Here is a 26,912-nt window from a genome sequence, read left to right as displayed (position 1 = left end):
GGAGTATCCGACGTGACTGCAAAGCAGGATCGGTCGAGCAAAGTTAAGGGTTCTAAGGCAGCCAAGGAGGAAAAGAAGGGAGGAAAGTCGAAGACGCTAAACGCTTTTTCGCAGCTTCTCTTCGAATGGGCACCGCCCGAAGATCTTGCGGCATATGATGCCGCAGCGCTCGATAAATCTGCCCAGTATGGCTATGAAGCGCTTGAGTCCTATCGCAAGGGTAAGAGCATCATCAGCGTCGATAACAGTATCGAACGCCATGGCCGCCCTGTCAGCGTCATTACCATCGTCAACGACAACATGCCGTTCCTGCTTGACTCGATCATGGGTGAGCTGAACGATCATGTCAGCCAGATTTTCATGGTTGTTCACCCGGTTCTCGATATTGAGCGGGAAAAGGACAGCCTGACTATTTTGGGCGAAGCATCACAGCTCGCTCCTGCTAAGGGCATTGAGCGCGTCAGCCTTGTGCAGATCCATCTGCCGCTGCTCGATAAGCAGGCTAAGTCTGATTTGACTGCCGCTCTCAAGCGTGTTCTCGGACAGGTTCGCTCTGCTGTCAGCGACTGGAAGCCAATGATCAAGCGCCTTGACGTGGCGATTGATGATTACAAGCGCGTTCAGAAGCTCACCCTTGATCCGGCTATGCCGGAAGCAATCGCCTTCCTTGAATGGCTGCGTGATGATCGTTTCATCTTCCTTGGTATGCGTGAGCTGACCTTCAAAGGTAAGGGTGATAAGCGCGATCTTGTTGCGGATAAAGAAACGCTTGGCATTCTCAATGACGGCGAAGTCCGCGTTCTGCGTAAGGATGATGACGACAAAGCGACACCACGGGAAATCACAGACTTCCTCGATGGCAGTGAACCGCTGATCGTAACCAAGGCGAATTCACTTTCGCTGGTGCACCGCCGGTCGTATCTTGATTATGTCGGCGTGAAGATTTTCGGGCCAAACGGAGAAGCCATTGGTGAGCTTCGTGTCGTCGGCCTGTTCACATCCGTTGCTTATATCACTTCGGTTGCTGGTATTCCGTTCATCCGCTCTAAGGCGGATACGGTTATCAAGCACCTTGGCTTTAATCGTGAAGATCATTCGGGCAAGGCGCTTATCAATGTGCTGGAAGAATATCCGCGCGATGAGCTTTTCCAGATTGATACGGAAAGCCTAACGGCCAATGCCGAACTTATTCTGGCATTGGGTGAACGTCCGCGCGTGCGCGCGATCCCGCGTCTTGATCGCTTTGGCCGTTTTGCCACTGTGCTGGTCTATATTCCGCGTGACCGTTACGACTCAGTTGTGCGTGAAAAAATCGGTCGCTATCTCGTCGATATTTATAGCGGCGACAGCTTTGAATTCCATCCGGTGTTCTTGCAGAACGGCCTGACGCGTGTGCAGTTCGTCATTCGTCGCCATGAGCGTTCAACGCCGCATGTGGATCGCGATGCGCTGGAAGAAGAAGTGCGTTCAATCGTTCGCACATGGGATGATGCCGTGCGTGAAAGCGCGGATAGTGCTGACGCGAAGACTATTGCTCTCGCTTCAAGCTTCCCACAATCCTATCGCGAAATTTTCACAGCGCCGGAAGCACTGGTCGATGCAGAACGCATTGCTGGCCTGAGTGCAGAAGCTCCGCTTTTCGTGGACTTTTATCGCTATCGTACTGATGGACCGGATGCAGTTTCGCTGAAGATCTATCATCACGGTGCGCCGGTTGTGCTGTCGCAGCGTGTGCCGCTTCTTGAAAATATGGGCTTCCGTGTTGTCAGCGAGCAGACCATTGATCTGCCGTTAGCCGGCAAAGATGGTGCAGCTGTTTATGTGCATGACATGCAGCTCGTAAACGCCTATGGCGCGCCGGTGGATCTGTCGGACGATGGCGAAATGCTGGAAGATGTGTTCCGCACTGTGTGGGACGCTCTCGCTGACAATGATGCTTATAATGCGCTGGTGCAGACTGCACGTCTCAGCGCTCGTCAGATCATGATCCTGCGTGCCTATGGTCGTTATCTGCAACAGGCGGGCATTGCTTACTCGCAGGGCTTCATTGCAGCTGCATTAAACCGCTATCCAGAAATCGCTAACGACCTCTATTCGCTGTTTGATCTGCGTTTCAACCCATCGGCTAAGCGTCGTGAAGCGGCAGAGACCAAACTGGTTGATGCTATTGAAACCGCACTTCTTGGTGTGCCAAGCATCGACGACGATCAGATTCTGCGTCGTTTCCGCAATTTGATCGAAGCAACGCTGCGCACCAATGCCTATCAGCTTGATGCAGATGGCAAGCCTCGCGTGACATTCGCGTTCAAGCTCAATCCGCGGCTTGTGGAAGGTCTGCCTGATCCGCGCCCATATCGCGAAATCTTCGTCTATGGTCCGGAAGTGGAAGGCGTGCACTTACGCTTTGGCGCTGTTGCACGTGGTGGTCTGCGCTGGTCAGATCGTGCACAGGATTACCGCACAGAAGTCCTCGGTCTGGTGAAGGCACAACAGGTCAAGAATGCGGTGATTGTGCCGGTTGGTGCCAAGGGCGGCTTCTATCCGAAGCGTCTGCCGGTTGGCGGCGATCGCAATGCGGTGTTTGAAGCCGGTCGTGATGCCTATAAGGTTTTCATCTCGACGCTTCTCTCCGTCACTGACAACATTCACGACAATGATGTTGTGCCGCCTGTTGATGTTGTTCGCCACGATAAGGATGATCCGTATTTCGTGGTTGCTGCTGATAAAGGCACCGCGACATTCTCCGATACGGCGAATGCGATCAGCCAGGCGCATGACTTCTGGCTCGATGATGCTTTTGCATCGGGTGGCTCTGCCGGTTATGATCACAAGGGCATGGCAATCACCGCGCGCGGCGCATGGGAAGCTGTGAAGCGGCATTTCCGTGAACTCGACACAGACATTCAGACCGAGCCGTTCACGGTTGCTGGTGTGGGTGATATGTCGGGCGACGTGTTCGGCAATGGTATGCTGTTGTCTGAGCAGATCAGGCTGGTTGCAGCCTTCGATCACCGTGACATCTTCATCGATCCAAATCCGGTCCCTGCCGACGGCTTTGCAGAGCGCAAGCGTCTGTTTGATCTGCCGCGCTCGAGCTGGCAGGATTATGATCGCTCGAAGCTGTCGGAAGGTGGCGGCGTCTATAGCCGTAGTCAGAAGACAATCACGCTTTCAGCGGAAGCAGCGAAGGCCATCGGCCTTGGCAAAACCACTGCTTCACCGCAGGAAATCATGACGACGATCCTGAAAGCTCAGGTCGATCTTCTGTGGTTTGGTGGTATCGGCACTTATATCCGCTCAACCGCCGAAACGGACGCGCAGGTTGGTGATCGTGCCAATGATGCGATCCGCATCACGGGGTCGGAAGTGCGTGCACGGGTAATCGGCGAAGGTGCAAATCTTGGCCTGACGCAGCGCGGTCGTATTGAATATGCGCTGACCGGTGGTCGCAACAATACCGACGCTATCGACAACTCGGCAGGCGTCAATTGCTCTGACGTTGAGGTTAACATCAAGATTGCACTGGCTGCTGCCATGCGATCGGGCAAGCTAAAGCGTCCGGCACGCGATAAGCTGCTGGTGAGCATGACCGACGATGTGTCGGAACTGGTACTGCGCAACAACTATCTCCAGCCGCTGGCTCTGTCTTTGAGCGAACGTCATGGTCTCACGGAGCTGCCTTATCAGGCACGCTTCATGGCCGAGCTTGAAGCCCGTAAGCTTTTGGACCGTAAGGTCGAATATCTGCCTTCTGATGCGGTGCTCAATGATCGTCAGAAATCTGGCCAGCCGCTGACGCGTCCAGAACTCGCTGTTCTGCTCGCTTATGCCAAGCTGTCGCTATCGGATGATCTGGTTGCAAGCAAGCTACCTGATGAGCCATATTTCGAGCAGCTGCTGTTTGGTTATTTCCCAAAACGCATGGTCAAAACCTATGCAGAGGAAATTTCAAACCACCGTTTGAAGCGCGAAATCGTGGCTACTTTGTTGGCTAATGATGTGATCAATCGCGGCGGCATCACCTTCATCAGCCGTCTGGCTGATACGACAGGCAAGTCGCCTGCCGATATTGTTCGCGCCTATGTTGCGGTGCGTGATGGCTTTGAGATCGATGCGATCTATGACGCCATTGATGCGCTCGATAACAAGGTGGCGGGTGATGTGCAGAATCAGTTCTATCATCTGGTTGGCGAAATGCTGCTTGCAACAACAGCATGGGTACTGCGCAATGACACAACGCGTGCAAACCTCACAGAACTGGTGAACACGATCACCACTGCTCGTGCAGCGCTTGAGCCACGCTTTGACGGTTTGATGCCGGATTACCTCATTGAGGCAGTTCAGTCCGACAAGGCAGCCTTCGTTGAAAAGGGTGCGCCAGAGAAGCTTGCACAGCGTCTGGCTAATCTCCAGCTTGCGGGCATCATGCCGGATATTGCGTTGATTGCACATCTGGCCAATGCTGATCTGGTGGCAGCCGCCAAGGCTTATTTTGGCGTTTCGGAAGCGTTCCGCATTGGCCGTATCGAAGAAGCAGCACGCACTATTCCAGTCACCGACTATTATGATGGTCTGGCACTGTCGCGTGCGAGCGATACGATCACGCAAGCGGCTCGCGGCATTACCATTGCGGCACTTAAGAAGTACGGCAAGGACAAGGACGCCGCGGCTGCATGGTTTGCAGAAGATGCCGTCCGTATTGATCAGGTCCGAAATCGTATGGTCGCATTGACCGAGGGCGGTGATCTCACCGTTTCGCGTCTCGCGGTTGCAGCGGGGCTGATGTCAGACTTGGCACAATAGGATGCATTCTATTGGAAATGAAAAGGGCAGCTCCGGCTGCCCTTTTTGCTTTGTTGTGGTGTGAAAGCGAGCAGTGTAAGTTCGGAGCGCTTCATGGGGGATGGGCGCGAAATATGACGGAACATGCAATGCCGAAAGACAGCTATTCTTCACGCCGCGGTGTGTGGGGCTGGATATTTTTTGACTGGGCGGCGCAGCCGTTTTTTACAGTCGTCACGACGTTTATTTTCGGACCTTATTTCATCTCCCGCATGGCAGAAAGCCCAGAGGCTGGGCAGATCGCGTGGGGCTATGGCTTTGCAGCAGCAGGGCTTGCCGTAGCGATCCTATCGCCAATCCTCGGAGCTGTGTCTGACAGAACAGGACCGCGAAAACCATGGATAGCGTTCTTTGCAATTATTAAGATTACAGCGCTTTGTACGCTGTGGTTCGCTGTTCCGGGTGCGAATATTTACTGGGTGCTGTTTGCATTCGCGTTGGCGATGATTGCCGCAGAGTTCTCGATTGTCTTCAATGATTCTATGATGCCAAGGCTTGTCCCACAAAAAGATATTGGCCGGGTGTCGAATATTGCCTGGGGGCTTGGCTATCTTGGTGGCATGACGGTGCTGATTTTCATCGTTTTTTGTCTGGCTGCTTCACCTCAAACAGGAAAAACAATCATTGGGATTGATCCGCTGTTTGGGCTTGATCCAGTGAAAGGCGAAGACGGACGCATAGCCGGACCGATTTCCGCCCTCTGGTATTTTGTGTTTATCCTGCCGATGTTTTTCTTCACGCCTGATGTGGCAAAGGGTGAAAAACTCGCACCAGCTTTGCGCTCAGGTTTGAGTGAATTGAAAAAGACGCTTGGTGAAGTTCGCAGACGTCCGGGGATCGTCCGCTTCCTGATTGCGCGTATGGTTTATCAGGATGGTGTCAATGCCTTGCTGGCGCTTGGCGCTGGTTATGCCGCCGTGCTATTCAGCTGGTCGATCACCGAAATTGGTCTGTTTGGTATGATCCTGAATGTGATGGCTATTTTTAGTTGCTTGGTTGCAAGCAAGCTGGATACGCGGGTGGGGTCAAAGGCTGTTGTCCTTGGCTCAATCGTCCTGCTTTTCATCGCGACTCTTGGGATTGTATCGACTGGCCATGACTATACGATGTTTGGCCTAATTTCTTTCGCGCCGACTGATGCGAAAGGCTTGTTCGCAACACCTGCCGAACACGCTTATCTGATTTACGGGTTGATGATCGGTGCGGCGTTTGGGCCGGTACAGGCATCATCGCGGTCATGGTTTGCGCGCAGCATTAAGCCCGAAGAGTCGGGCCGCTATTTTGGTATCTATGCGCTTGCCGGACGCGCGACCAGCTTTATCGGGCCATTTCTGGTGGCGACTGTTACAGCGCTTAGCGGATCGGCAGCGCTCGGCATGTCGGTTTTGGTTGTGTTATTTGGTGCAGGTTTTTTACTGGCTAAAGCCACGCCTTATCCGGCTGAACGTGTTTGAAAATAGGGCGCAGCGATAATGCTGCGCCCTATAGTTCACATCATGCCAGCAGCTTTCGCGCAGGTAATTGCCATCAGTCCACCGATGATCGGCGCTGCTACGGGCACCCAGGCATAAGACCAATCCGAGCCGCCTTTACCCGGAATAGGCAGCAATGCGTGGGCGATACGTGGTCCGAGATCGCGTGCCGGATTGATTGCATAGCCGGTTGGACCACCCAGTGAAACACCAAGTGCCCAGACAAGCAGGCCGACCATCAGTGGTCCAAGAACACCTGTTGCACCAACAGCCTTTGCGCCAATGGCAATGACAACGAATACCAGCACGAAGGTACCGATGATCTCGGTGAGGCAATTTGCCGGAAGATTGCGGATGGCTGGTCCGGTGCAGAAGACGCCGAGCTTGAGGCCTTTGTCTTCCGTTGGCTTCCAGTGTGGCAGGTAGGCGAGATAGACAAGCAACGCACCTGCGAAAGCACCAAGCATCTGCGCCGCAATATAGGGTGCAACTTCAGTCGCCGGAAAAGTGCCAGCCGCATAAAAAGCAAGCGTCACGGCAGGGTTTAGATGACCCGCACTGCCAGCTGCAACGGCAACCATCACACCGCATAGAACTGCAAAGCCCCAGCCTGCGGTAATGACGAACCAGCCGGAATTCTGGCCTTTGGATTTTGCAAGAAGTACGTTTGCAACCACGCCATCGCCCAACAGGATAAGCACCATCGTGCCGAGAAATTCACCGATAAAACCATTGCTCATTATCTACTCCGAGAAAATAATTTAGGTACTAAAAAGCCGCCCGGTGAGCGGATGTGCTCACCGGCTGTTGATAATTATTGATCGTTTTCAAGTTCGGTCTGTTAAAAAAGCCTTAGTTTTAGAGGCGTTTCGATCTGATTGAATCAGATCGGCGCTCTAAAACTTTTTACTTTAAGCATAATCTTATCGATCCTCGTTCCACTCCGGTCGGATTATGCTCTAATCGACCCAGTTGAGAGACCGCTGGACGGCCTTCTCCCACGCGTTGAACAGGCTGGTGCGCTCCTTTGCTGTCATCTTTGGATGCCAGCGCTGGCCGACCTGCCAGTTCTCAATAATGTCGTTCGTCGACTTCCAATAGCCGACCGCAAGCCCAGCCGCATAAGCTGCACCAAGGGCAGTGGTTTCGATGATCTTCGGACGCACGACCGGAACATTCAGAATATCAGACTGAAACTGCATGAGCAGTTCGTTGATGATCATGCCGCCATCGGCGCGCAGTTCAGTGATCTCTACACCTGAATCCTTGGCCATGGCTTCCAGCACTTCGCGCACCTGATAGGCGCTTGCTTCAAGGGCGGCGCGGGCAATGTGACCCTTATTGGCAAAGCGCGTCAGACCAGCAATGACGCCGCGTGCAGAATCTTCCCAATGTGGTGCATAAAGGCCGGAGAAGGCCGGAACGAAATATACATCGCCATTGTCTTCGACCGTGCGCGCCAGTGTTTCAATGTCAGCGCTGGTTTTGATAATGCCAAGATTATCGCGCAGCCATTGCACCAGTGCGCCGGTGATCGCGATGGAACCTTCCAGCGCATAGACCGGCTTTTGCTTACCAAGCTGATAGGCAACAGTCGTTAGAAGCCCATAGGTGGACGGAACCAGCTTTTCGCCAGTATTCATCAGCATGAAGCAGCCGGTGCCATAGGTGTTCTTTGCTTCGCCCGGCTCAAGGCAGGCCTGACCGAAAAGGGCTGCCTGCTGATCGCCCAGAATGCCTGCAAGCTTGACACTGACAAGCACGGGCAGGGTAATCTCGCCATAGACTTCGCTGGAAGAACGAATTTCCGGCAGGCAAGCTGCGGGAATACCGAACAGCTGCAGGATTTCCTCATCCCATTTGAGCGTAGACAAGTCCATCAACTGCGTGCGTGACGCGTTGGTTACATCGGTGATGTGAATACCGCCTTTTGCGCCGCCGGTGAGATTCCAGACAAGCCAGCTATCCATCGTGCCGAACAGCGCATCGCCTGCTTCTGCCTTTTCGCGCGCACCGGGAACATTATCGAGTATCCAGCGCAGTTTAAGGCCCGAGAAGTAAGTCGAAATCGGCAGTCCGGTCTTATCACGCAGGCGATCTGCGCCACCATCTTTGACAAAATGATCGACCAGTTCGTCTGTGCGGGTATCCATCCAGACAATGGCATTGTAAAGCGGTGCGCCGGTCTTCCTGTCCCACAGCAGCGTTGTTTCGCGCTGATTGGTGATGCCGACGGATGCAATATCGGAAGCCTTGAGCTTCGCTTTCTTCAGTGTTTCGGCGATGACATGCTGCGTGTTGCGCCAGATTTCATTGGCATTGTGCTCAACCCAGCCAGCCTTGGGATAGATCTGCTCGTGTTCGCGCTGATCCATGGCGACAATATCGCCGTTTCTATCAAAAATAATGAAACGCGAACTGGTGGTTCCCTGATCGATAGAACCGACGAACTGTGTCATTAAATATGCTCCTCCACGTTTCATTGCAGTCTAAACCGAACTTAAACGAAAATGATATGAATACAAAGAAATAGCCCCCGCAACACCGAAGTTGTGGGGGCTATAAATTGTTTCAGCAGTTGCTGAGATTAATGACGGAAGTGACGCATACCAGTCATCACCATGGCAATGCCATGTTCGTCAGCAGCAGCGATTACTTCATCGTCACGCATTGAGCCGCCTGGCTGGATAACAGCAGTCGCACCTGCCTGAACAGCAGACAGCAGACCGTCAGCAAACGGGAAGAACGCGTCGGACGCAACAACACAGCCCTTGGTCAGCGGCTCGGCAAGACCGGCGGCTTCTGCTGCATCTTCTGCCTTGCGGGCAGCGATACGGGCCGAGTCCACACGGCTCATTTGGCCTGCGCCGATGCCAACCGTTGCGCCATCCTTGACATAGACGATTGCATTGGACTTCACATGCTTGCCAACGCGGAAAGCGAACTTCATATCGTTGAGTTCGGCTTCGCTTGGAGCGCGTTTGGTGACAACCTTGAGGTCAAGATCATCGACAACGCCGTTGTCGCGCGATTGAACCAGCAGGCCGCCTGCAACGGTTTTCGCTGCAATGCCCTTGGCGCGCGGATCTGGCAGACCGCCCGTTACCAGCAGACGCAGGTTCTTCTTGGCTGCAACAATGGCCTGTGCGCCTTCAGTGGCGTCGGGTGCAATGATGACTTCGGTGAAGATTTTGACGATTTCTTCAGCTGCGGCTTCATCAAGTGTCTTGTTGAGCGCAACAATACCGCCAAAAGCCGAAACAGGGTCGCAGGCGAGCGCCTTTAGATAGGCTTCGGTGATGGTGGCTGCTTCGGCAACGCCGCACGGATTGGCATGCTTGATGATGGCAACGGCTGCGGTGCGGGCTGGGTCGAACTCGGCCACGAGCTCAAAAGCTGCATCGGTATCGTTGATGTTGTTATAGGAAAGCTGCTTACCCTGAAGCTGGGTTGCCGTGGCTACACCCGGACGCTGTTCGCCGGTCAGATAAAAGCCAGCCGTCTGATGCGGGTTTTCACCATAGCGCATGACGGAGTGCAGCTTGCCTGCAACCGAGCGATAGGTCGGGGTTTCCTCATTGATTGCTTCGGCAAACCAGTTGGAAATGGCTGCATCGTAAGCGGCAGTGCGCGAGAACGCCTTGGCAGCGAGCTTCTTGCGGAAAGAAATAGGCAGCGAGCCTTCGTTCTTTTCGAGCTCGGCTACAACATCTGCATAGTCAGCCGGATCGACAACCGTTGCGACATAGGCATGGTTTTTTGCTGAAGCGCGGATCATGGCCGGGCCACCAATGTCGATATTTTCGACGGTGGTGTCGTAGTCGCCGCCCTTGAAGCGAACTTCTTCAAATGGGTAGAGATTAATGACGGCCAGATCTATGCCGCCAATGCCGTGGGCTTCCATGGCCGCAACATGTTCAGGGTCGTTGCGCACTGCAAGCAGGCCGCCGTGAACTGATGGGTGCAGCGTCTTCACGCGTCCGTCCATGATTTCCGGGAAGCCGGTAACTTCCGAAACGTCTTTTACAGGAATGCCTTCGGCGGCAATCGACTTGGCGGTGCCGCCTGTCGAGAGAATTTCAACGCCGTGGGCATGAAGTGCCTTAGCGAAATCGATGAGACCGGTCTTGTCCGATACGGAAAGAAGGGCGCGGCGCACCCGATGAAGATCGGGAGCGGGAATATGCTTGGAGCTGACAGCCATAGGAAACGGTCTCTTCGTTGCTGAAGCGTTTTGCGTTCAGGAAGGGTGGGACGATGGCGAGTTAGCACAGCTGAGACGTGAATCATACCCTAAAAGCCAGTAATAAAGGCTTTATGGTCAGGTATAGCTGCCAATGGCGACGCGGCTGAATTGCCAGTTCACTTCCGGAAGCTCATGCGCCGGGAACGAGAGCACGATTTGCTTTGATGTCACAGGTCCGCGGAAACCAGCAAAGAAGATGCTGTCTTCAAGCTGCGGAGCCACTTCAAAGCAGGAGAAAGCCCATGTGTCGTCGTGCGGAGCGCTTAGATTTATCAGTCCGTTTTCATCAAACGAGATGTCAACGGATGGATGGATATGAAACCGCACAGCAACATTATCGCGGCCATTGGCTTTCAAAGCTTTGGCATCGCCACGATAAAAGCGGTCGGCACCCTGAATAACGCTGCCATTATGCGAAAGCACGACACGGCGCTCATGAAAAATGCCGAACAAGCGAACATAGCCATCATGGTTCGCAACAAAACCTTGCCGCCCCTGATCTTCCACACGATCGCGTTGAACGCGGGTCGGGCCGGCCACGATTGGCGTGCCGATCATGCTGGACAGGCCCGTATTATGGCTGAAACGGCATGATGACGTATCATTGATGGTGGCGGTCGAGTGCGCGGCAGTCGAGCGTCCCAGCGGACGAAATTCCGGCGGGCCGTAACGGTCGATGCCGGAATTCACAATATAGCGCTGACGTCCGGAGGACATCTCAAAGGCGAGGCAACCGGCATGCGCATCACGTGACGCAGTCACCGGCGGCGGAAGTCCGGTATCGGCTATAATCGTTGTGGCACCCATCGAAAGGCGTTCATAGCCGGAATAGGGTGCGTGCGTCAGCGGTGAGCCTGCGGTTTCGTCATGACGCAGTACTGAAATGATGCGCTCCGACAAGGTCGGGCCAACGCCATTAAACAGCGCAAGGCTGCCATCCTGATGCCGGAAGAAACGCAAAGCTGGCAGCATGCGCTCGACAGCTTCAATCAGAGCTTTTGGTGGCGCTTCAGTGCCATTGGCGTAGGTCTGACGCAGTGGCAGAAGATCAGCCAACAGTTCGAGAATTGTAACCGGATTGCGCGAGATATGTCCGCCGTCTGGTAGGATCTGACGCTTCAATTCATATTCAAGATTGCGACGAGCCGCACGCGCGGTCGGCGGAGAAACCGGCAAAGCGAGTGCTGCAAAGGCAAGCGCAATGCGCGCACGCAGACGTTCTTCGCCGTCATCCATAGCCGAGGCGACGGTGCGCAGATAACGCACTTGCATGGCAAGCGAGCGCATAAATTTGCGATAAGCGGGTAGTTCTGCGCCAGACAAAATCAGATTGGAATGCTGCAGCCACGCGATGATACGCTGGGCTGTCACCTCTGGCGACCATGCAAGACCGCCGATGCGCTTGCCATAAAAGCGCATCCAGTCGTCGACCAGTGCGCGCGCATTTGCGGTGGCAAGTTCGCTATTGGCACTTTTGAGATGCCTGAGCCAGCCAAAGCCTTGAAGGGCGGCTTCCCATTCCGGTGTTGGCGGTTCGACTGCGAAAGGCGACATGCCGCCAGTTTCGACAAGACGACCAGCCAACGCGAACCGACCGTGGTAGAATTCCTGTGCCAATTGCGGGTCGGCAACGCGAAGATCAGGCGGGGCAATCAGGATGCGTTCCGGCGTGAAGCCGGTGAAACGCCAGCGATAAAGCGGGCCCATGCGCAGGCGACGGCTGAACTTGCGCCAAGCCTGTGCAACAGCCAGTCCCCAAAGATGCGGGGTTTCGCTCAACGCGACTGCCACCCTCTCGTTCTCCGTATTCAAATTCATTCGCAATGGACCCGATAAGGCAGGTCCGTCCTTTCACGTCATGATGTATCGAAATGCCGGTTTCCGGACTTCGGAATCATGCATTCTTAGAATCGTCTATAATGGTGAATCGAGTGTTAACCATAATGGGTGCAGAGCACCCATTATGCCAAATCCATCGATTTTAATCAGCAGTTGCTAACTGATTAAAGCGCGCCGCAATTTTTCGTATTCAGGAGACGCGCTTTAAGTCATTGTTTGTACGCATGTCGTTATCGGAAAACCGGTTCCCACTTTTCCGTGGCATGCTTTAGGCCTTGCGTCTGAAACGGGCGGCGAAAAAGCCGTCCATGCCTGCCATATTCGGATTGCCATCGAAATTTTCCGCAGGCAGATCGGCAGGGGTTGAGCGCAGGAAGCCTTCTTTGGTGACTAAGCCTTCAAGGCCGGGGCAATCGTCAATCGTGATAGGATAGGCTTCAATGGCCGGGTTTTTGAGCGCATTGCGGGCCATGTCCTCGCCCTCCTGCGGATGCAGCGAGCAATTGGAGAACAATATTGTGCCGCCGGGCTTCACAAGCGTGATGGCCTTTTCAAGCATTTTGGCCTGAAGGGTTGCAAGCTTCTTAATATCCTGCGGTGTCTTGGTCCATGGCACATCTGGGTGACGGCGCACAGTGCCAGTGGATGAGCAGGGCGCATCCAGCAATACGGCATCAAACAATGTATCCGGCTTAAAATCCATCATATTGCTTGCAACTGTGCGGGCTTTTAGGCCCAGACGTTCCAGATTGCCGTCAAGCCGCTTGAGGCGGTTTTCGGACATATCAAGGGCTGTCACATCAGCACCCTGAAGCACAAGCTGTGCTGTCTTGCCGCCGGGGGCCGCACAAAGATCGGCCACGCGCTTGCCTTGGATGTCGCCCATCAGGCGCGCTGGCAGGCTTGCGGCAGCATCCTGCACCCACCAGTCACCCTCGGCAAAGCCGGGCAGGTCGGTGAGGTTGCCCGCAACTGTCTCAAGACGGACTGAACCATTGGGCAAAGCTACACCGCCGAGCTTCTCTGCCCACTCCTTCGGATCACCTTTCACGGTGAAATCAATTGGCGGCTCGTAACCATGCATGGTCAAAATAGCTTCGGTTTTCTTCGGGCCGTAGGAATCGACTAGGCTTCTTGAAAACCATTCCGGCACATTTTTTTCAGGCTGCAATGTGTGCTCGAGCGCGCGTTCTTTGTTGCGCGACAGGCGGCGCAGAAGAGCGTTCACCAGACCTGCATATTTGCGATTGCGCGGGTCATAATTTGCCGCTTCAACGGCCAGATCAACCGCTGAATGATCGGGCAGGTTGAGATAGAAAATCTGCGCGACGGCGACATGCAGTAGGTGTTTGAGCGCATGCGCATTTTCCGGCAATGGGCGATCAAGACGCTTGTTGATTGCGCGATCAATGCTGCCGCGATTGCGCAGTGCGGAGCCTAAAATAGCGCGAACGAGCGAACGGTCGCGTGGCTCAAGTGCGAGATATTGTGGATGGCCATGGCTGTTATCAGTCAGACCGTCGAGTGAAGTGTTCTTTTCGATCACTGCACCAAGCAGGCGGGCCGCAGTGAGACGCGCGGCAAGACCGGGCCGTTGCTGTTCAGCACGGTCTGCGACGTAATCATGTGTCTGCGACTTGTTATTTCCACGCTTTGGCGCAGGTTTCTTATCGTTCACGCTGTTCTACTTTATCTAACGCTTGGGATGCGTTTCTACGACCACGGGCCTCGGTAACCAGAATTGGAACCTGAACCACCACTGTTATTTTTGTCTGCATTACCACTAGTTTGCCCCCAAGGACCACTGTTTTGTGCAGGTGCTGTGTTACGCTGTGTCATTCCCGCCGAGCGAATGCCCATTTCAGCCGCCATTTGCTCCAGCGCCTGAATACGATTGTCGGTGTCCGGGTGGGTCGAGAACAGATTGTCTGCACCGCGTCCACTTAGCGGATTGATGATGAACATATGCGCTGTCGCGGGGTTATGTTCGGCTTCTTCATTGACAACAGACTTGGCACCGCGTGCGATCTTGCCAAGAGCTGAGGAAAGCCAAAGCGGGTTACCGCAAATCTCTGCACCACGACGATCGGCTGCATATTCACGGGTACGGCTAACGGCCATCTGCACGATCATCGCTGCAAAAGGTGCGACGATCATTGCGAGGATCGTGCCGATCACGCCCATGATGCCGTTGCCGTTTTCGCGGTTGCCGCCGAGAAAGAAGGCGAAATTGCCGAGCATAGAAATGGCACCGGCAAGTGTTGCCACGATTGTCATGGTCAGCGTGTCGCGGTTCTGAACGTGAGCCAGTTCATGCGCCATCACGCCCGCAACTTCTTCAGGCGTCAGGCGGTTCAAAAGGCCAGTCGTGGCGGCTACGGCAGCATTTTCCGGGTTGCGGCCAGTGGCAAATGCATTGGGCTGATCTTCGTGAATGATGTAGACCTTTGGCATCGGCAGTCCTGCATTGGCAGCGAGACCACTGACCATGCGGTAATAATCGGAGCCGGAACGCTCATCGACCTCTTGCGCATTATACATGCGCAGCACCATTTTGTCGGAGTTCCAATAGCCAAACAGGTTCATGGCCACAGCGACCACCAGCGCGATCATCATGCCGCCGCCGCCGCCCAACAAATAGCCGATGCTCATGAACATGACTGTCATGAGAGCAATCAGCATGGCAGTTTTCGTCATATTCATGTGTCGAGGTCTCCAGTTCAGCAATAGTTTACATCAATCGGGGTTTTGTTTACCCACGAAGTTTAACTATATGATGGGTATGGAACGTTACCGCTTCAATAATGGATTTGCCGCTTATGACCGATAAATTCAACGAAACAGAATTGAATGACAACGCCGATCGGAGCAAAATTGACACGCTGCCGCCCGCAGCTCAGCGCGCGTTAAAGGAAGCAGAAGAACGCCGCGCCGCCGAAAGCGCTGAAAAGCTTCCGCGCGAGATTGGCGGGCGCGGCGGTAAAGATCCAGCGCGCTTTGGCGACTGGGAAATCAAGGGGCGTACCATTGATTTTTAAAGAAAAGCCCCGGTTTCCCGGGGCTTTTTACTACTTCTTGTTCTGACGATTTTCGATCAGATCATCTACGACGCCTGGATCGGCGAGGGTTGAAGTATCGCCCAGTGCGCCGAACTCGTCTTCCGCAATCTTGCGCAGAATACGGCGCATGATCTTGCCAGAGCGGGTCTTTGGCAGTCCGGGTGAGAACTGAATCTTATCCGGCGTTGCGATAGGCCCGATTTCCTTGCGCACATGCAAGGTCAGCTCTTTGCGCAGGGCTTCTTCGTCCTGAACGCTTTCGCCGGTCATCAGCGTGACATAGCAATAAATGCCCTGTCCCTTGATTGGGTGCGGATAGCCAACGACAGCAGCTTCCGAAACCGAGTGGTGCGAAACGAGTGCCGACTCAATTTCCGCGGTGCCGAGGCGATGGCCGGAAATGTTGAGCACGTCATCGACGCGGCCTGTGATCCAGTAGTAGCCGTCTTCATCGCGACGGCAGCCGTCACCTGTGAAATACTTGCCCTTATAGGTGGAGAAGTAAGCCTCGATGAAGCGCTTGTGATCGCCGTAAAGCGTGCGCATCTGGCCCGGCCAGCTGTCGATGATGCAGAGATTGCCATCGACTGCGCCTTCAACAACTGAGCCTTCATTATCAACCAGCTGTGGCTTTACGCCAAAGAATGGACGGGTTGCAGAACCCGGCTTCAAGTCGGTTGCGCCGGGCAGAGGTGTAATCAGAATACCGCCGGTTTCCGTCTGCCACCATGTATCAACGATTGGCGAATGTTGGTCGCCGACCACGTTGTAATACCATTCCCATGCTTCCGGGTTGATCGGTTCCCCGACCGAGCCGAGAAGGCGCAGAGTGGAGCGCGACGAGCGGGTAACAAATTCATCGCCAGCGCCCATCAGAGCGCGTATCGCTGTTGGTGCGGTGTAGAAGATATTGACATGGTGCTTGTCGATCACTTCCCAGAAACGACCCTGATCGGGGAAGTTCGGAACACCTTCAAACATCAGCGTTGTTGCGCCATTGGCCAGCGGTCCATAGACGATATAGGAATGGCCCGTAACCCAGCCCACATCTGCCGTACACCAATAGATGTCGCCGTCATGATAGTCGAAGACATATTGATGGGTCATCGAAGCGTAAACGATGTAACCGCCCGTTGTGTGCAGAACGCCCTTAGGCTTGCCTGTCGAACCGGACGTATAAAGAATGAATAGCGGATCTTCCGCGTTCATTGGTTCTGGATCACAGGTTGGCTCTACGCTTGCGACTTCCTGATGATACCAAAGATCGCGGCCCGGGCCCCAGCTGACCTTGCCGCCGGTGCGACGTACAGTCAGAACCTTGTTGACGAACACATACTGCTTGGCCGCAATATCGATAGCTGTGTCGGTGTTCTCTTTCAGAGGGACGGGCTTGCCGCCGCGCACACCTTCGTCGGCTGTGATAACGAAAGTGGATTCGCAATCGACGATACGACCGGCCAGTGCTTCTGGCGAGAAACCAGCAAAGACAACGGAATGCACCGCGCCAATACGGGCGCAGGCGAGCATCGCATAAGCGGCTTCCGGGATCATTGGTAGATAGATGGTGACGCGATCGCCTTTCTTGACGCCGTGCTTTTTGAGCACATTGGCAAGGCGGCAGACATTTTCATGCAGCTCGCGATAGGTGATCTTCTTGTCGATATAGGGATTGTCGCCTTCCCAGATAATCGCAACCTGATCGCCACGGTTTTTCAGATGACGGTCAATACAGTTGTAGGAGATGTTGGTAACACCATCCTCATACCATTTGATCGAAACATCGCCGTTGAAATCGGTGTTCTTGACTTTGGTGAAGGGTTTGAACCAATCAATCCGTCGGCCGTGCTTGGCCCAGAATCCATCCGGGTCGGTCACGCTCTCATTGTACCATTCGAGATATTTCTCGTTGTCGATGAGCGTGTTTTTCTTTGCCCCCGGCAGAACAGGGTAAAGCTTTTCCGACATGTCGTCCTCCTTGCTGTCCGGCGATCCTCCCGCCGTAATCGATAGCTCGCATCGGGGCGAAGCTATCGCCAGACTCATCTACATTCCGTCTGGCTCAACGTAAATTAGACATTCGGATCGACTATGGTCCACAGTGACGCAGCACGAAAATATGATCAGCGTGGTAGCACTCATGCCTAGATGGTGCTAACATATTGTTTTTACGTTTTAAAAACAAATTTCTGCGATTATAATTTCTGTGGGGTCCGCTGAATTTTCACAATGAGATCCCTATAAAAAGGGGAAATCGGCATGACGACATCCGCTTTTGTTGCAAAGTCTGCCTTTGAATTGCAGCTTGCCGGTTACGGTCTTACAACGGCAAAGCTCTTTTACCATATGCCTGATCATCCGCATTTGTTGCAGCTTTTTGTCTGGCAAGATTATGATCTCGCTCCGGAATTTCCGGTGCTGCACCACTTCATCGAGTTTTGGAAAGAAAAGATCGACGGGCCATTACATTCGGTCGTCTACACGCATCACAAATTACTGGGTCCTTCGGACTGGAAAAATGTGCGTGGAGAAATACTGTTGCACTGATCCGCACTTCTCTATGATTGGCAACAGGTTTTGATTCCAATCGGGGCATGCGGACGGCCAAATGGCGCTTGTTCATCTTTCTCATCCGGAAAAAGCGCTGTTATACGCGTCCAAGACATTGCTTGGTTGCCTGATCTGCTGGTTTGGGCTGCAATGGGCCGGGGTTGATCATCCGATTTGGGCGGTGATTACGGTCCTTATTATTTCTGATCCGGATGTGCGTACCACGCTCGCGCTTTCTCAGGCTCGCGCGATTAATACCGCTGTTGGATGCTTCATCGGCATGGTCACGATCTGGCTGGTGGGGTATTCGCCGGTTGCAAGCCTGTTCGGAGCAGCGCTCACCGTCTTTGTAATCCTGATGATTGACCGCTATCCAGTGAACTGGCGCTTGGCACCCGCAACCGTGGTGATCGTCATGGATGCGGGACGCTTTGCTCAAACACGCAATGAAGAGCTTTTACTTGCGCTCACGCGATTAATGGAAATCGCGTTGGGTTGTGTGGTGGCAATTACTTTGGCCTGGATTTACACCAAGATAATAGAGCGGGTGAGGGCGCATCGGCGCCCAGCTCCGCCTCAAGCGGATGGTGAATAACTACGTCCGCCAAAGATTGCCGAACCAACGCGTACTGAAGTCGCACCGAAACCAACTGCAGTCTCGTAATCGCCCGACATGCCCATGGAGAGCTTTTCGACGCCAGCTTCGCGGGCGAGCTTTTCAAGCAGTGCAAAATGTGGCCCCGGATTTTCATCTGCAGGCGGTATGCACATCAGACCTTCGATTGCCAGGCCATGTTCCGTGCGGCAGCGTTGGACAAAGCTGACTGCTTCTTTCGGTGGGATACCAGCTTTTTGTTCTTCAAGGCCTGTATTGACCTGCACATAGAGTTTTGGGCTTTTGCCTTGCTTTTTGATCTCAACTGCAAGTGCCGCTGCGATCTTCTCTCGGTCAACAGTTTCGATCACATCAAACAGAGCAACCGCATCGGCGGCCTTGTTGGATTGCAGCGGTCCGATGAGATGTAATTCAATATCGGAATAGGCTTCGCGTAAGCCGGGCCATTTGGTTTGAGCTTCCTGAACGCGGTTTTCACCAAACACCCGCTGACCGAGATCGAGCGCCGGGCGGATTTCGTCGGCATCGAATGTTTTGGACACGGCAACGAGCATTACAGAGCCTTTTTTGCGGTGCGCTTCTTTCTCGGCATCTTCAATCGCGGTCTTGACCGTGTTCAGGTTCGAACCAATATCTGACATGAAACTCTCGCTTTCAGGCTTTTAAGTCCGCAAAAACTTGACGCTCTCGCCAATACGTGGTGAAGGTCGCCATTAAATATCGACTCTCCTTATTGCATCACCTTCGTACGAGTAAATACGCTCATGGCATCCGAACGTTATAATCCGCGTGTTGCGGAAGCACATTGGCAGAAAATCTGGGAAGAAAACCAGACTTTCGAGACTGACAACAGCGATCCGCGCGAAAAATACTACGTGCTCGAAATGTTCCCTTATCCGTCAGGGCGCATTCACATGGGCCATGTGCGCAATTATGCGATGGGTGATGTGGTGGCACGCTATAAGCGCGCCAAGGGTTTTAACGTCCTTCATCCGATGGGATGGGACGCATTCGGCATGCCTGCGGAAAACGCGGCAATGCAGAACAAGGTGCATCCGAAAGAATGGACCTATCAGAACATTGACACGATGAAGCGTCAGCTGAAATCGATGGGCCTGTCGCTTGACTGGTCGCGTGAGTTTGCGACCTGTGATGTCGAATATTACCATCGTCAGCAGATGCTGTTCATCGATCTGTTTGAAAAAGGTCTGGTGACGCGCAAGACCTCAAAAGTTAATTGGGATCCGGTCGACAACACGGTGCTTGCCAATGAGCAGGTCGTGGATGGACGCGGCTGGCGTTCGGGTGCGCTGGTCGAACAGCGTGAACTGACGCAGTGGTTCTTCAAGATCACCGATTTCAGCGAAGACCTGCTGGCTGGTCTTGATACGCTTGACCAGTGGCCGGAAAAAGTCCGCGTCATGCAGAAAAACTGGATCGGTAAGTCGGAAGGCTTGCAGGTTCGTTTTGCGCTGAACGCTTCGACCGCTCCTGCTGGTTTCTCGGAAGTCGAAGTTTACACGACCCGCCCGGACACACTGTTCGGTGCGTCTTTTGTCGCGATCTCACCGGATCATCCGCTGGCGAAAACGCTTGCAGAAAACAATGCTGAGCTGACTGGCTTTATTGATGAATGCCATCAGCATGGCACGTCGCTTGAAGCGCTTGAAAAGGCAGAAAAGAAGGGCTTCGATACTGGCGTTAAGGTCAAGCACCCGTTTGATGAAAACTGGGAGCTGCCGCTTTACGTCGCCAATTTCGTGCTGATGGAATATGGTACGGGCGCAGTATTCGGCTGCCCGGCGCATGATCAGCGCGATCTGGATTTCGCCAATAAATATGCGCTGAAAGTCACACCAGTTGTTCTGCCAAAGGGCGAGGATGCTGCAAGCTTCAGCGTTGGCGAAACAGCTTTCACCGACGATGGCGTGATGATCAATTCGCGCTTCCTCGATGGTATGACGCCAGAAGCAGCTTTCGCGGAAGTTGCTGATCGTCTGGAAAAGACTGAGCTTGATGGCCGCCCGCAGGCTGCACGTAAGGTTCAGTTCCGTCTGCGTGACTGGGGTATTTCGCGCCAGCGTTACTGGGGTTGTCCGATCCCGATGATCCATTGCGAAAGCTGTGGCGTTAATCCGGTGCCGCGTGCTGATCTGCCGGTTAAGTTGCCAGATGATGTTGAGTTTGACCGTCCGGGCAATCCGCTTGATCGTCATGCAACATGGCGTCATGTGAAGTGCCCGAAATGCGGCGGCGAAGCACGTCGAGAAACCGATACGATGGATACCTTCGTCGATTCGTCATGGTATTACACACGCTTCACGGCTCCTTGGGAAAACGAGCCGACAGATCGTGCCGTTGCGGATCGCTGGTTGCCGGTTGATCAGTATATTGGCGGTGTTGAGCACGCGATCCTGCATCTGCTCTATTCGCGCTTCTTCACCCGCGCCATGAAAGTGGCTGGCCATGTCGGCATTGATGAGCCATTCAAGGGCCTGTTTACGCAGGGCATGGTGGTGCATGAAACCTATAAGGCTGATGGCCAGTGGGTGGCACCTGCCGATATTCGCATCGAAGAATCAGACGGCAAGCGCACAGCGACTATGCTCGACAGTGGCGCTCCGGTTGAAATCGGCTCGATTGAAAAAATGTCGAAGTCGAAGAAGAATGTGGTCGATCCTGACGACATTATCTCTTCTTATGGTGCCGATACTGCGCGCTGGTTCATGCTCTCCGACAGCCCGCCAGAACGCGATGTGATCTGGACCGAAGCTGGTGCCGAAGGTGCACATCGTTTTGTGCAGCGCGTCTGGCGTCTGGTTTCGGAAGCAGCTCCTGCTCTGAAGGATGTTGTGGCGAAGTCCGGTGCGGAAGGCGAAGCGCTTGCTGTGACGAAAGCTGCGCACAAGACGGTTCAGGCTGTCGGCGACGACATTGAAAAGCTTGCGTTTAACCGCGCTGTTGCCCGTCTTTACGAACTGGTCAACACGCTCGCAGCACCGTTGCAGCAGGTCGCATCCGGTAAGGCTGATGATCAGCTGAAGAGTGCTTTGCGTGAAGCAACTGAAATGCTGGTGTTGATGCTGGCACCGATGATGCCGCATTTGGCCGAACAGTGTGTGAGCGAGCTTGGTGGAACAATTGCTGGTGAGCAAACGATTGCCGCAACTGCGCCATGGCCGAAGTTTGATGCAGCGATGATCGTGGAAAACGAGATCGTTATGCCGGTTCAGATCAACGGTAAGAAGCGTGGTGATTTGACAATCGCGCGCGACGCTGATCAAGCTACAATCCAACAGGCAGTGCTCGAACTTGACTTTGTCAAGGCAGCCCTCGAAGGGGGCACGCCGAAGAAGATCATCGTGGTTCCGCAAAGGATCGTCAATGTCGTTGCCTGATCGCTTCATGACCGCTTTCAAAAACTTCCGCGTTGCCGTTGTGGCACTCGGAGCCGCGGTTCTTCTTGCAGGCTGCACCGTGCAGCCGCTCTATTCGGGTGGCGGCAATGCTGGCAGCACCATCGGTGGCAGTGTTACGCCGGATATGCGCTCGAAGCTGGCATCGATTTCGATTGAGCCGGTGAATGACATTTATGGTGTTCAGGTTCGCAACCGGCTGATTTTCTTACTGTCGGGCGGTGCTGGCGAGCCTGCAAATCCGGTCTATAAACTCCGTCTTGGTCTGAGCAAGTCGGTCACGTCCTTCGTCAGTGTTGATATTGGCGATCAGACGGACCGCACGGGTCGTCCGTCGGCTGGTACTGTCAATGCAACGTCGAACTTCGTGCTGTTTGACAAAGACGGCAAGCCGCTGAAAGCTGGCACGCGCACTGTTGGCGCATCCTTCGACCGCCCGCGCCAGGAGTTTGCTAACCTGCGTGCAGAGCGTGATGCGACCAAGCGTGCTGCCGAAGAACTGGCCGAGCAGATTTATCTCGCCATCGCGATGCAGATGTCGAAGCTCTGAGCGAGTTATTTCGTTGAATTGTAAAAGGCGGCGCATCCTGTGCCGCCTTTTGCTTATCTGACAGAGGAAATTATGCGGCTCGTTTCATTCTCAGCAAAAGGCTATCGTTCGCTTCGATCCGTTCGGTTTGATCTCGGACAGGTCACGGTTTTTGTTGGTGAAAATGGTGCCGGGAAATCCAACCTCTATCGCGCCTTGCAATTGGTTAAGGCTGCCGCCCAAGGTACATTTTCAACTGAGATTGTCCGCGAAGGTGGCATGCAATCCGCCATGTGGGGCGGTGTTAGGCGCAAGCAGGAGCCCGCCCGAATCATTCTGGAAGCCGAGTTTGAAGACGAGCGCCTTGCCTCGCGTCTGTCTTACAAGGTTGAGGCTGGTCTGCCGCCGCCTGTATCGGGTGCTTTTCCGTTTGAGCCACAGATCAAGGAAGAGCAGCTTAATCTTGATACCGGGCGGCGTCCGGTTGATCTGATGGATCGCAAAGGGCCTGCGGTTTTTGCGCGCGACGGGGAGGGGCGGCGAACCGAACATCCAAGTCGTCTTTTGACGTCGGAGAGTGCATTGTCGGTGCTTGGACAATCCGGGCATTATCCAGAGATCGGTGATCTCGCAGCGCAAATGCGCGGCTGGCGTTTTTATCATGGTTTCAGAAGTGACCGCGATGCACCTGTGCGTCAGCCATCAATCGCAGCAACAGCTTCGATGCTCGATGAAGATGGCAATAATCTCGCTTCGGTCTTTGCGACGCTCGCGCATATCCGTCAGGATACGGTCGATCTTGATGAGCTGATTGCAAATGCGCTTGAAGGCGCGAAGCTGGACATCCCCTATCCGCAAGAGACGGCAACATTTGGTTTGAGTTTCCCTGCCTTTCCGCATCGCGTATTTCGTCCGGGTGAATTGTCCGATGGGCAAATACGTTTGCTGGCTTTGGCTGGCGCATTGCTGTCCTATCGTCTGCCGCCACTGATTGCTTTGAACGAACCGGAAGCAAGTCTCCATCCAGATATGATTCCATCGCTTGCTAAGATGATTGCGCGCGCTTCGGAGCGCAGCCAGATTTGGGTGGTGACGCATTCGGCGCGGCTTGCCGAAGCGATTACAGAATATTGCGGCAGCAGGCCGATCCATGTTGCTAAGAATGATGGCGAAACGGAACTTGGATAAACAAAAACGGCGGATCACTGATCCGCCGTTTTGTATTTTAATCAGTGAACTGATTAAGCGATTTGCTTTAAGCGATTTTCTGGCCAGTCTTCGCCCAGTCGGCGAGGAATGTTTCGAGGCCCTTGTCGGTCAGCGGATGCTTGACGAGTGCCTTTAGTGTTGCTGGCGGTGCAGTAACAACGTCTGCGCCGATAAGGGCTGCTTCCTTGACGTGATTTACTGTGCGAACCGAAGCAGCGAGGATTTCAGTGCGGAAATCGTAGTTGTCGAAGATGGTACGGATTTCAGCAATCAGTTCCATGCCGTTGATGCCCATGTCATCGATACGGCCGATGAATGGCGAAACTAACGTAGCACCAGCCTTAGCAGCGAGCAGAGCCTGATTGGCCGAGAAGCAGAGCGTCACGTTGGTCTTGTGACCATCGGAGGTCAGTGCCTTACAAGCCTTGAGGCCGTCGAGCGTCAGTGGAAGCTTGATGCAGATATTGTCTGCGATCTTGGCGATGACAGCCGCTTCCTTCATGATCTGCTCGTATTCTGTTCCAGCAACTTCAGCCGAAACCGGACCCTTAACGAAAGAGCAGATTTCTTTGGTTACTTCAAGAATATCGCGGCCAGACTTCAGGATCAGCGATGGATTGGTGGTCACGCCATCAACCAGACCGAGATCGTTGAGTTCGCGGATTTCCTTGACGTCCGCAGTGTCGACGAAAAACTTCATAACAGCGTTCCTCCATAATGAGCGCGGGTTAGGGGATTTAAATTGATTTAAATCCGGCAAGGTGGCTTTTCTTTAGCGCAAAGCCGCGCCAAGGTCACGCTATCATGTCGAAAGATTCGCACGATATTTTAAGCCTCTTTGCGGAGCCCACCCAAAGCGTGGTGCCGGTGCTCGTACCTATGCCCGCAGAGCGTCCTTATTCTTATATGGTGCCGGCTGGAATGCACGTCCAGCCCGGTTCGATTGTGCGCGTGCCATTGGGGCCGCGTGAGGTTGCGGGCATCGTCTGCGATGGTGCCACCGATGCGGTGGATTCCAAAAAACTGCGGGCAATCACTGAAGTTTTCGATTGCCCGCCGGTAGATGCCGAAATGCTGCGCTTCATGCGCTGGGCCGCAGATTACACGCTTTCGCCGCCCGGAATGGTGGCACGTATGGTGTTGCGTGCCCCTGCAGCCTTTGATCCTGAGCCAAAAGTACCGGGAATTCGTTATAATGGTAACGAGCCGGAACGCATGACCGGTGCGCGTGCTCGCGTGATGGAACTGGCGCGCGATGGGCTTGCCTGGACGCGCTCCGGGCTAGCGCATGCAGCCGGTGTCTCGCAGACCGTTGTGGAAGGCCTTAAAACGCAGGGCGTGTTTGAGGAAGTCATGCTGCCGCCGCCTGCGGTGGTGGCAACGCCTGATACGAGCTATGCGCGCGCTACACTTTCAGAAGATCAGCAAGCGGCGGCTGAAATGCTGGCCGAATCAGTTGCAGCGGATGCATTTTCTGTATCGCTGCTTGATGGTGTGACCGGATCAGGCAAAACCGAAGTTTACTTTGAAGCTGTGGCCAAGGCGCTCGATCAGGGCAAGCAGGTGCTGATTCTCCTGCCTGAAATTGCGCTGACGCAGCAGTTTCTCGACCGTTTCCATGATCGTTTTGGTTCAAAGCCAGCCGAATGGCATTCCGATCTTGCACCGCGAACCCGCGAGCGTGTTTGGCGACAAGTGACAGAAGGCACAGTCCGGGTTGTTGCCGGTGCGCGTTCGGCATTGTTTTTGCCATTCAAAGAACTTGGTCTGATCGTGGTCGATGAAGAACATGATCCAGCTTATAAGCAGGAAGATCGCGTTTATTACAATGCGCGGGATATGGCCGTGGTGCGCGGCCATATTGGTGGCTTTCCGGTGATACTGGCGTCAGCAACGCCATCGATCGAGAGCCAGGTCAATGCCGATCAAGGGCGTTATAAACGAATCAAGCTCTATGGTCGTTATGCTGAAGCGGCTTTGCCAACGCTGAAAACCATCGATATGCGGCGCTCCCCGCCGCCGCCGGGACGATTTTTGTCGCCAGCGCTTACAGAAGCTGTGGGTAAAACAGTAGAACGCGGTGAACAAGCACTGCTGTTTCTCAACCGGCGTGGCTATGCACCGCTTACGCTCTGTCGCGTCTGTGGGCATAGGTTTCAGTGTCCGCAATGTTCAAGCTGGCTGGTCGAGCATCGCTTTCGCAAGCAATTGATGTGCCACCAGTGTGGCTATCACGAGCCAGTGCCGGAAGCATGCCCGGAATGCGGTACGCTTGATCATCTGGTCGCCTGCGGTCCGGGCGTGGAGCGTATTGCGGAAGAGGTTGCTGCAACCTTCCCGGATGCGCGAATCATCGTGCTGTCGTCGGATATGGCGGGTGGCGTGAAGCGTCTGCGGCTCGAACTGGATGCGATTGCCAAGGGCGAGGCGGATATTGTGATCGGCACGCAGCTTGTCGCCAAGGGGCATAACTTCCCCAATATGACGCTCGTTGGCGTGGTGGATGCTGACCTTGGCCTTGCCAATGGCGATCCGCGCGCGGCTGAACGCACATTCCAGTTGCTCAATCAGGTGACGGGCCGTGCAGGGCGTACGGGCCGTAAGAGCCTTGGGCTTTTGCAGACCTATCAGCCGGATCATCCAGTGATGAAGGCAATTATTAGCGGCGATTCGGAAGCCTTTTATGCACGCGAAATCGAAGAACGTGAGCGCAGTGTTCTCCCACCATTCGGTCGCCTTGCTGCACTGATTATCTCAGCTGATAACCGGCCTGATGCCGAGAACCATGCACGTGCGTTGCGCCGTGCCGCACCCACTTCGCCTGAGATTTCTGTGCTAGGACCAGCAGAGGCACCGCTTGCAATTGTGCGTGGGCGTCATCGTTTCCGCATTCTTGTACACGGAACAAAACGTGCGGATATTCAAGGGTTTATCCGTGCTTTGCTGGCTGCGTCTCCCAAAGAACGCGGTTCGATCCGGGTGAATATAGACATTGATCCGCAAAGCTTCCTTTAGACCGCTGATATTTTGATTATGCTGGCCTGCAAACGGCGTCTTCGTGCGCTTCCGGTGCTCACGTACTTCAAGTACGCTGCGCGCCGGTTCTCCTAATCCACCGTTTTCGGCTTAGCAAAACC

18 protein-coding genes are annotated in these 26,912 nt (G+C 54.1%); 9 read left to right on the top strand and 9 right to left on the bottom strand.

Translation table 11 applies throughout. The features are described 5' to 3' along the window. Positions 1 to 12: 12 nt before the first annotated feature. Both J2782_RS19000 and J2782_RS18995 read left to right on the top strand, forming a co-directional pair. Entirely contained in the window at positions 13 to 4,803 is a 4,791-nt protein-coding gene (locus tag J2782_RS19000; RefSeq protein ID WP_310015484.1) for an NAD-glutamate dehydrogenase, read from the top strand. Positions 4,804 to 4,916: 113 nt separating this feature from the next. Then, positions 4,917 to 6,296 (top strand): MFS transporter, encoded by a 1,380-nt coding sequence (locus tag J2782_RS18995; RefSeq protein ID WP_310015409.1) that lies wholly within the window; start codon positions 4,917 to 4,919, stop codon positions 6,294 to 6,296. Between the two features lie 35 nt (positions 6,297 to 6,331). Here the strand turns inward: J2782_RS18995 and J2782_RS18990 are convergent, their stop codons facing one another. The 6 genes from J2782_RS18990 to htpX all read right to left on the bottom strand — a co-directional run bounded on the left by J2782_RS18990 (position 6,332) and on the right by htpX (position 15,102). Then, positions 6,332 to 7,054 (bottom strand): MIP/aquaporin family protein, encoded by a 723-nt coding sequence (locus J2782_RS18990; protein ID WP_310015407.1) that lies wholly within the window; start codon positions 7,052 to 7,054, stop codon positions 6,332 to 6,334. Between the two features lie 219 nt (positions 7,055 to 7,273). Continuing rightward, positions 7,274 to 8,773 (bottom strand): glycerol kinase GlpK, encoded by a 1,500-nt coding sequence (gene glpK, locus J2782_RS18985; RefSeq protein ID WP_310015406.1) that lies wholly within the window; start codon positions 8,771 to 8,773, stop codon positions 7,274 to 7,276. A 128-nt stretch (positions 8,774 to 8,901) separates the two neighbouring features. Then, on the bottom strand, positions 8,902 to 10,518 hold the full coding sequence (purH, locus tag J2782_RS18980; protein ID WP_310015405.1) for a bifunctional phosphoribosylaminoimidazolecarboxamide formyltransferase/IMP cyclohydrolase: 1,617 nt from the start codon (positions 10,516 to 10,518) through the stop codon (positions 8,902 to 8,904). A 117-nt stretch (positions 10,519 to 10,635) separates the two neighbouring features. Then, positions 10,636 to 12,378, bottom strand: a complete 1,743-nt coding sequence (locus J2782_RS18975) for a heparinase II/III family protein (RefSeq protein WP_310015404.1) — start codon at positions 12,376 to 12,378, stop codon at positions 10,636 to 10,638. A gap of 289 nt (positions 12,379 to 12,667) precedes the next feature. Beyond that, entirely contained in the window at positions 12,668 to 14,077 is a 1,410-nt protein-coding gene (locus J2782_RS18970) for an RsmB/NOP family class I SAM-dependent RNA methyltransferase (RefSeq protein ID WP_310015403.1), read from the bottom strand. A 35-nt stretch (positions 14,078 to 14,112) separates the two neighbouring features. Beyond that, positions 14,113 to 15,102, bottom strand: coding sequence for a zinc metalloprotease HtpX (gene htpX, locus J2782_RS18965; protein ID WP_310015401.1), 990 nt, complete (start codon positions 15,100 to 15,102; stop codon positions 14,113 to 14,115). A 116-nt stretch (positions 15,103 to 15,218) separates the two neighbouring features. Between htpX and J2782_RS18960 the strand changes: the two genes are divergently transcribed. Then, positions 15,219 to 15,437, top strand: a complete 219-nt coding sequence (locus tag J2782_RS18960; protein ID WP_310015399.1) for a DUF1674 domain-containing protein — start codon at positions 15,219 to 15,221, stop codon at positions 15,435 to 15,437. A gap of 30 nt (positions 15,438 to 15,467) precedes the next feature. On the opposite strand, the gene acs is transcribed toward J2782_RS18960, so the two are convergent. Beyond that, positions 15,468 to 17,423 carry an acetate--CoA ligase gene (acs, locus tag J2782_RS18955; protein ID WP_310015397.1) on the bottom strand — a complete coding sequence of 652 codons (1,956 nt, stop codon included), beginning with the start codon at positions 17,421 to 17,423 and terminating at the stop codon, positions 15,468 to 15,470. Between the two features lie 291 nt (positions 17,424 to 17,714). On the opposite strand from acs, the gene J2782_RS18950 reads away from it, so the two are divergent. Further along, positions 17,715 to 18,002 (top strand): usg protein, encoded by a 288-nt coding sequence (locus J2782_RS18950; protein WP_310015394.1) that lies wholly within the window; start codon positions 17,715 to 17,717, stop codon positions 18,000 to 18,002. A 61-nt stretch (positions 18,003 to 18,063) separates the two neighbouring features. Then, the gene (locus J2782_RS18945; protein WP_310015392.1) at positions 18,064 to 18,600 is read left to right on the top strand and encodes an FUSC family protein; all 537 of its coding nucleotides are present in this window, start codon (positions 18,064 to 18,066) and stop codon (positions 18,598 to 18,600) included. Here J2782_RS18945 and J2782_RS18940 read toward each other — a convergent pair. Continuing rightward, entirely contained in the window at positions 18,582 to 19,262 is a 681-nt protein-coding gene (locus tag J2782_RS18940) for a YggS family pyridoxal phosphate-dependent enzyme (protein WP_310015390.1), read from the bottom strand. The genes J2782_RS18945 and J2782_RS18940 overlap by 19 nt on opposite strands. A gap of 123 nt (positions 19,263 to 19,385) precedes the next feature. On the opposite strand from J2782_RS18940, the gene leuS reads away from it, so the two are divergent. The 3 genes from leuS to J2782_RS18925 all read left to right on the top strand — a co-directional run bounded on the left by leuS (position 19,386) and on the right by J2782_RS18925 (position 23,754). Beyond that, on the top strand, positions 19,386 to 22,019 hold the full coding sequence (gene leuS, locus J2782_RS18935; protein ID WP_310015388.1) for a leucine--tRNA ligase: 2,634 nt from the start codon (positions 19,386 to 19,388) through the stop codon (positions 22,017 to 22,019). Further along, positions 22,006 to 22,587 (top strand): LPS assembly lipoprotein LptE, encoded by a 582-nt coding sequence (lptE, locus tag J2782_RS18930; RefSeq protein WP_310015386.1) that lies wholly within the window; start codon positions 22,006 to 22,008, stop codon positions 22,585 to 22,587. The genes leuS and lptE overlap by 14 nt, the downstream gene beginning before the upstream one ends. A gap of 72 nt (positions 22,588 to 22,659) precedes the next feature. Further along, positions 22,660 to 23,754: an AAA family ATPase gene (locus J2782_RS18925; protein ID WP_310015384.1), complete on the top strand. Its 1,095-nt coding sequence runs from the start codon at positions 22,660 to 22,662 to the stop codon at positions 23,752 to 23,754. A 67-nt stretch (positions 23,755 to 23,821) separates the two neighbouring features. Here the strand turns inward: J2782_RS18925 and fsa are convergent, their stop codons facing one another. Next, complete coding sequence (gene fsa, locus J2782_RS18920; RefSeq protein WP_310015382.1) at positions 23,822 to 24,475, bottom strand: fructose-6-phosphate aldolase; 654 nt, start codon at positions 24,473 to 24,475, stop codon at positions 23,822 to 23,824. Positions 24,476 to 24,579: 104 nt separating this feature from the next. On the opposite strand from fsa, the gene J2782_RS18915 reads away from it, so the two are divergent. Further along, the gene (locus tag J2782_RS18915; RefSeq protein ID WP_310015381.1) at positions 24,580 to 26,790 is read left to right on the top strand and encodes a primosomal protein N'; all 2,211 of its coding nucleotides are present in this window, start codon (positions 24,580 to 24,582) and stop codon (positions 26,788 to 26,790) included. The last annotated feature ends 122 nt before the right edge of the window (positions 26,791 to 26,912 follow it).

Origin of the sequence: Brucella pseudogrignonensis (assembly GCF_031454375.1) — a bacterium.
In the GTDB taxonomy this organism is placed as follows: Bacteria; Pseudomonadota; Alphaproteobacteria; order Rhizobiales; family Rhizobiaceae; genus Brucella; species Brucella pseudogrignonensis_A.
Note: the sequence above shows the minus strand (reverse complement) of the source record. Positions and strands in the feature narration are given on the sequence as shown.

Coding starts and splice junctions, on each gene's coding strand:
- purH (WP_310015405.1), bottom strand. CDS start 10,518: ATGGCTGTCAGCTCCAAGCATATTCCCGCTCCCGATCTTCATCGGGTG.
- J2782_RS18915 (WP_310015381.1), top strand. CDS start 24,580: ATGTCGAAAGATTCGCACGATATTTTAAGCCTCTTTGCGGAGCCCACC.
- leuS (WP_310015388.1), top strand. CDS start 19,386: ATGGCATCCGAACGTTATAATCCGCGTGTTGCGGAAGCACATTGGCAG.
- acs (WP_310015397.1), bottom strand. CDS start 17,423: ATGTCGGAAAAGCTTTACCCTGTTCTGCCGGGGGCAAAGAAAAACACG.
- J2782_RS18950 (WP_310015394.1), top strand. CDS start 17,715: ATGACGACATCCGCTTTTGTTGCAAAGTCTGCCTTTGAATTGCAGCTT.
- J2782_RS18940 (WP_310015390.1), bottom strand. CDS start 19,262: ATGTCAGATATTGGTTCGAACCTGAACACGGTCAAGACCGCGATTGAA.
- htpX (WP_310015401.1), bottom strand. CDS start 15,102: ATGAATATGACGAAAACTGCCATGCTGATTGCTCTCATGACAGTCATG.
- lptE (WP_310015386.1), top strand. CDS start 22,006: ATGTCGTTGCCTGATCGCTTCATGACCGCTTTCAAAAACTTCCGCGTT.
- glpK (WP_310015406.1), bottom strand. CDS start 8,773: ATGACACAGTTCGTCGGTTCTATCGATCAGGGAACCACCAGTTCGCGT.
- J2782_RS18995 (WP_310015409.1), top strand. CDS start 4,917: ATGACGGAACATGCAATGCCGAAAGACAGCTATTCTTCACGCCGCGGT.
- J2782_RS18975 (WP_310015404.1), bottom strand. CDS start 12,378: ATGAATTTGAATACGGAGAACGAGAGGGTGGCAGTCGCGTTGAGCGAA.
- J2782_RS18990 (WP_310015407.1), bottom strand. CDS start 7,054: ATGAGCAATGGTTTTATCGGTGAATTTCTCGGCACGATGGTGCTTATC.
- fsa (WP_310015382.1), bottom strand. CDS start 24,475: ATGAAGTTTTTCGTCGACACTGCGGACGTCAAGGAAATCCGCGAACTC.
- J2782_RS18945 (WP_310015392.1), top strand. CDS start 18,064: ATGGCGCTTGTTCATCTTTCTCATCCGGAAAAAGCGCTGTTATACGCG.
- J2782_RS18925 (WP_310015384.1), top strand. CDS start 22,660: ATGCGGCTCGTTTCATTCTCAGCAAAAGGCTATCGTTCGCTTCGATCC.
- J2782_RS18960 (WP_310015399.1), top strand. CDS start 15,219: ATGACCGATAAATTCAACGAAACAGAATTGAATGACAACGCCGATCGG.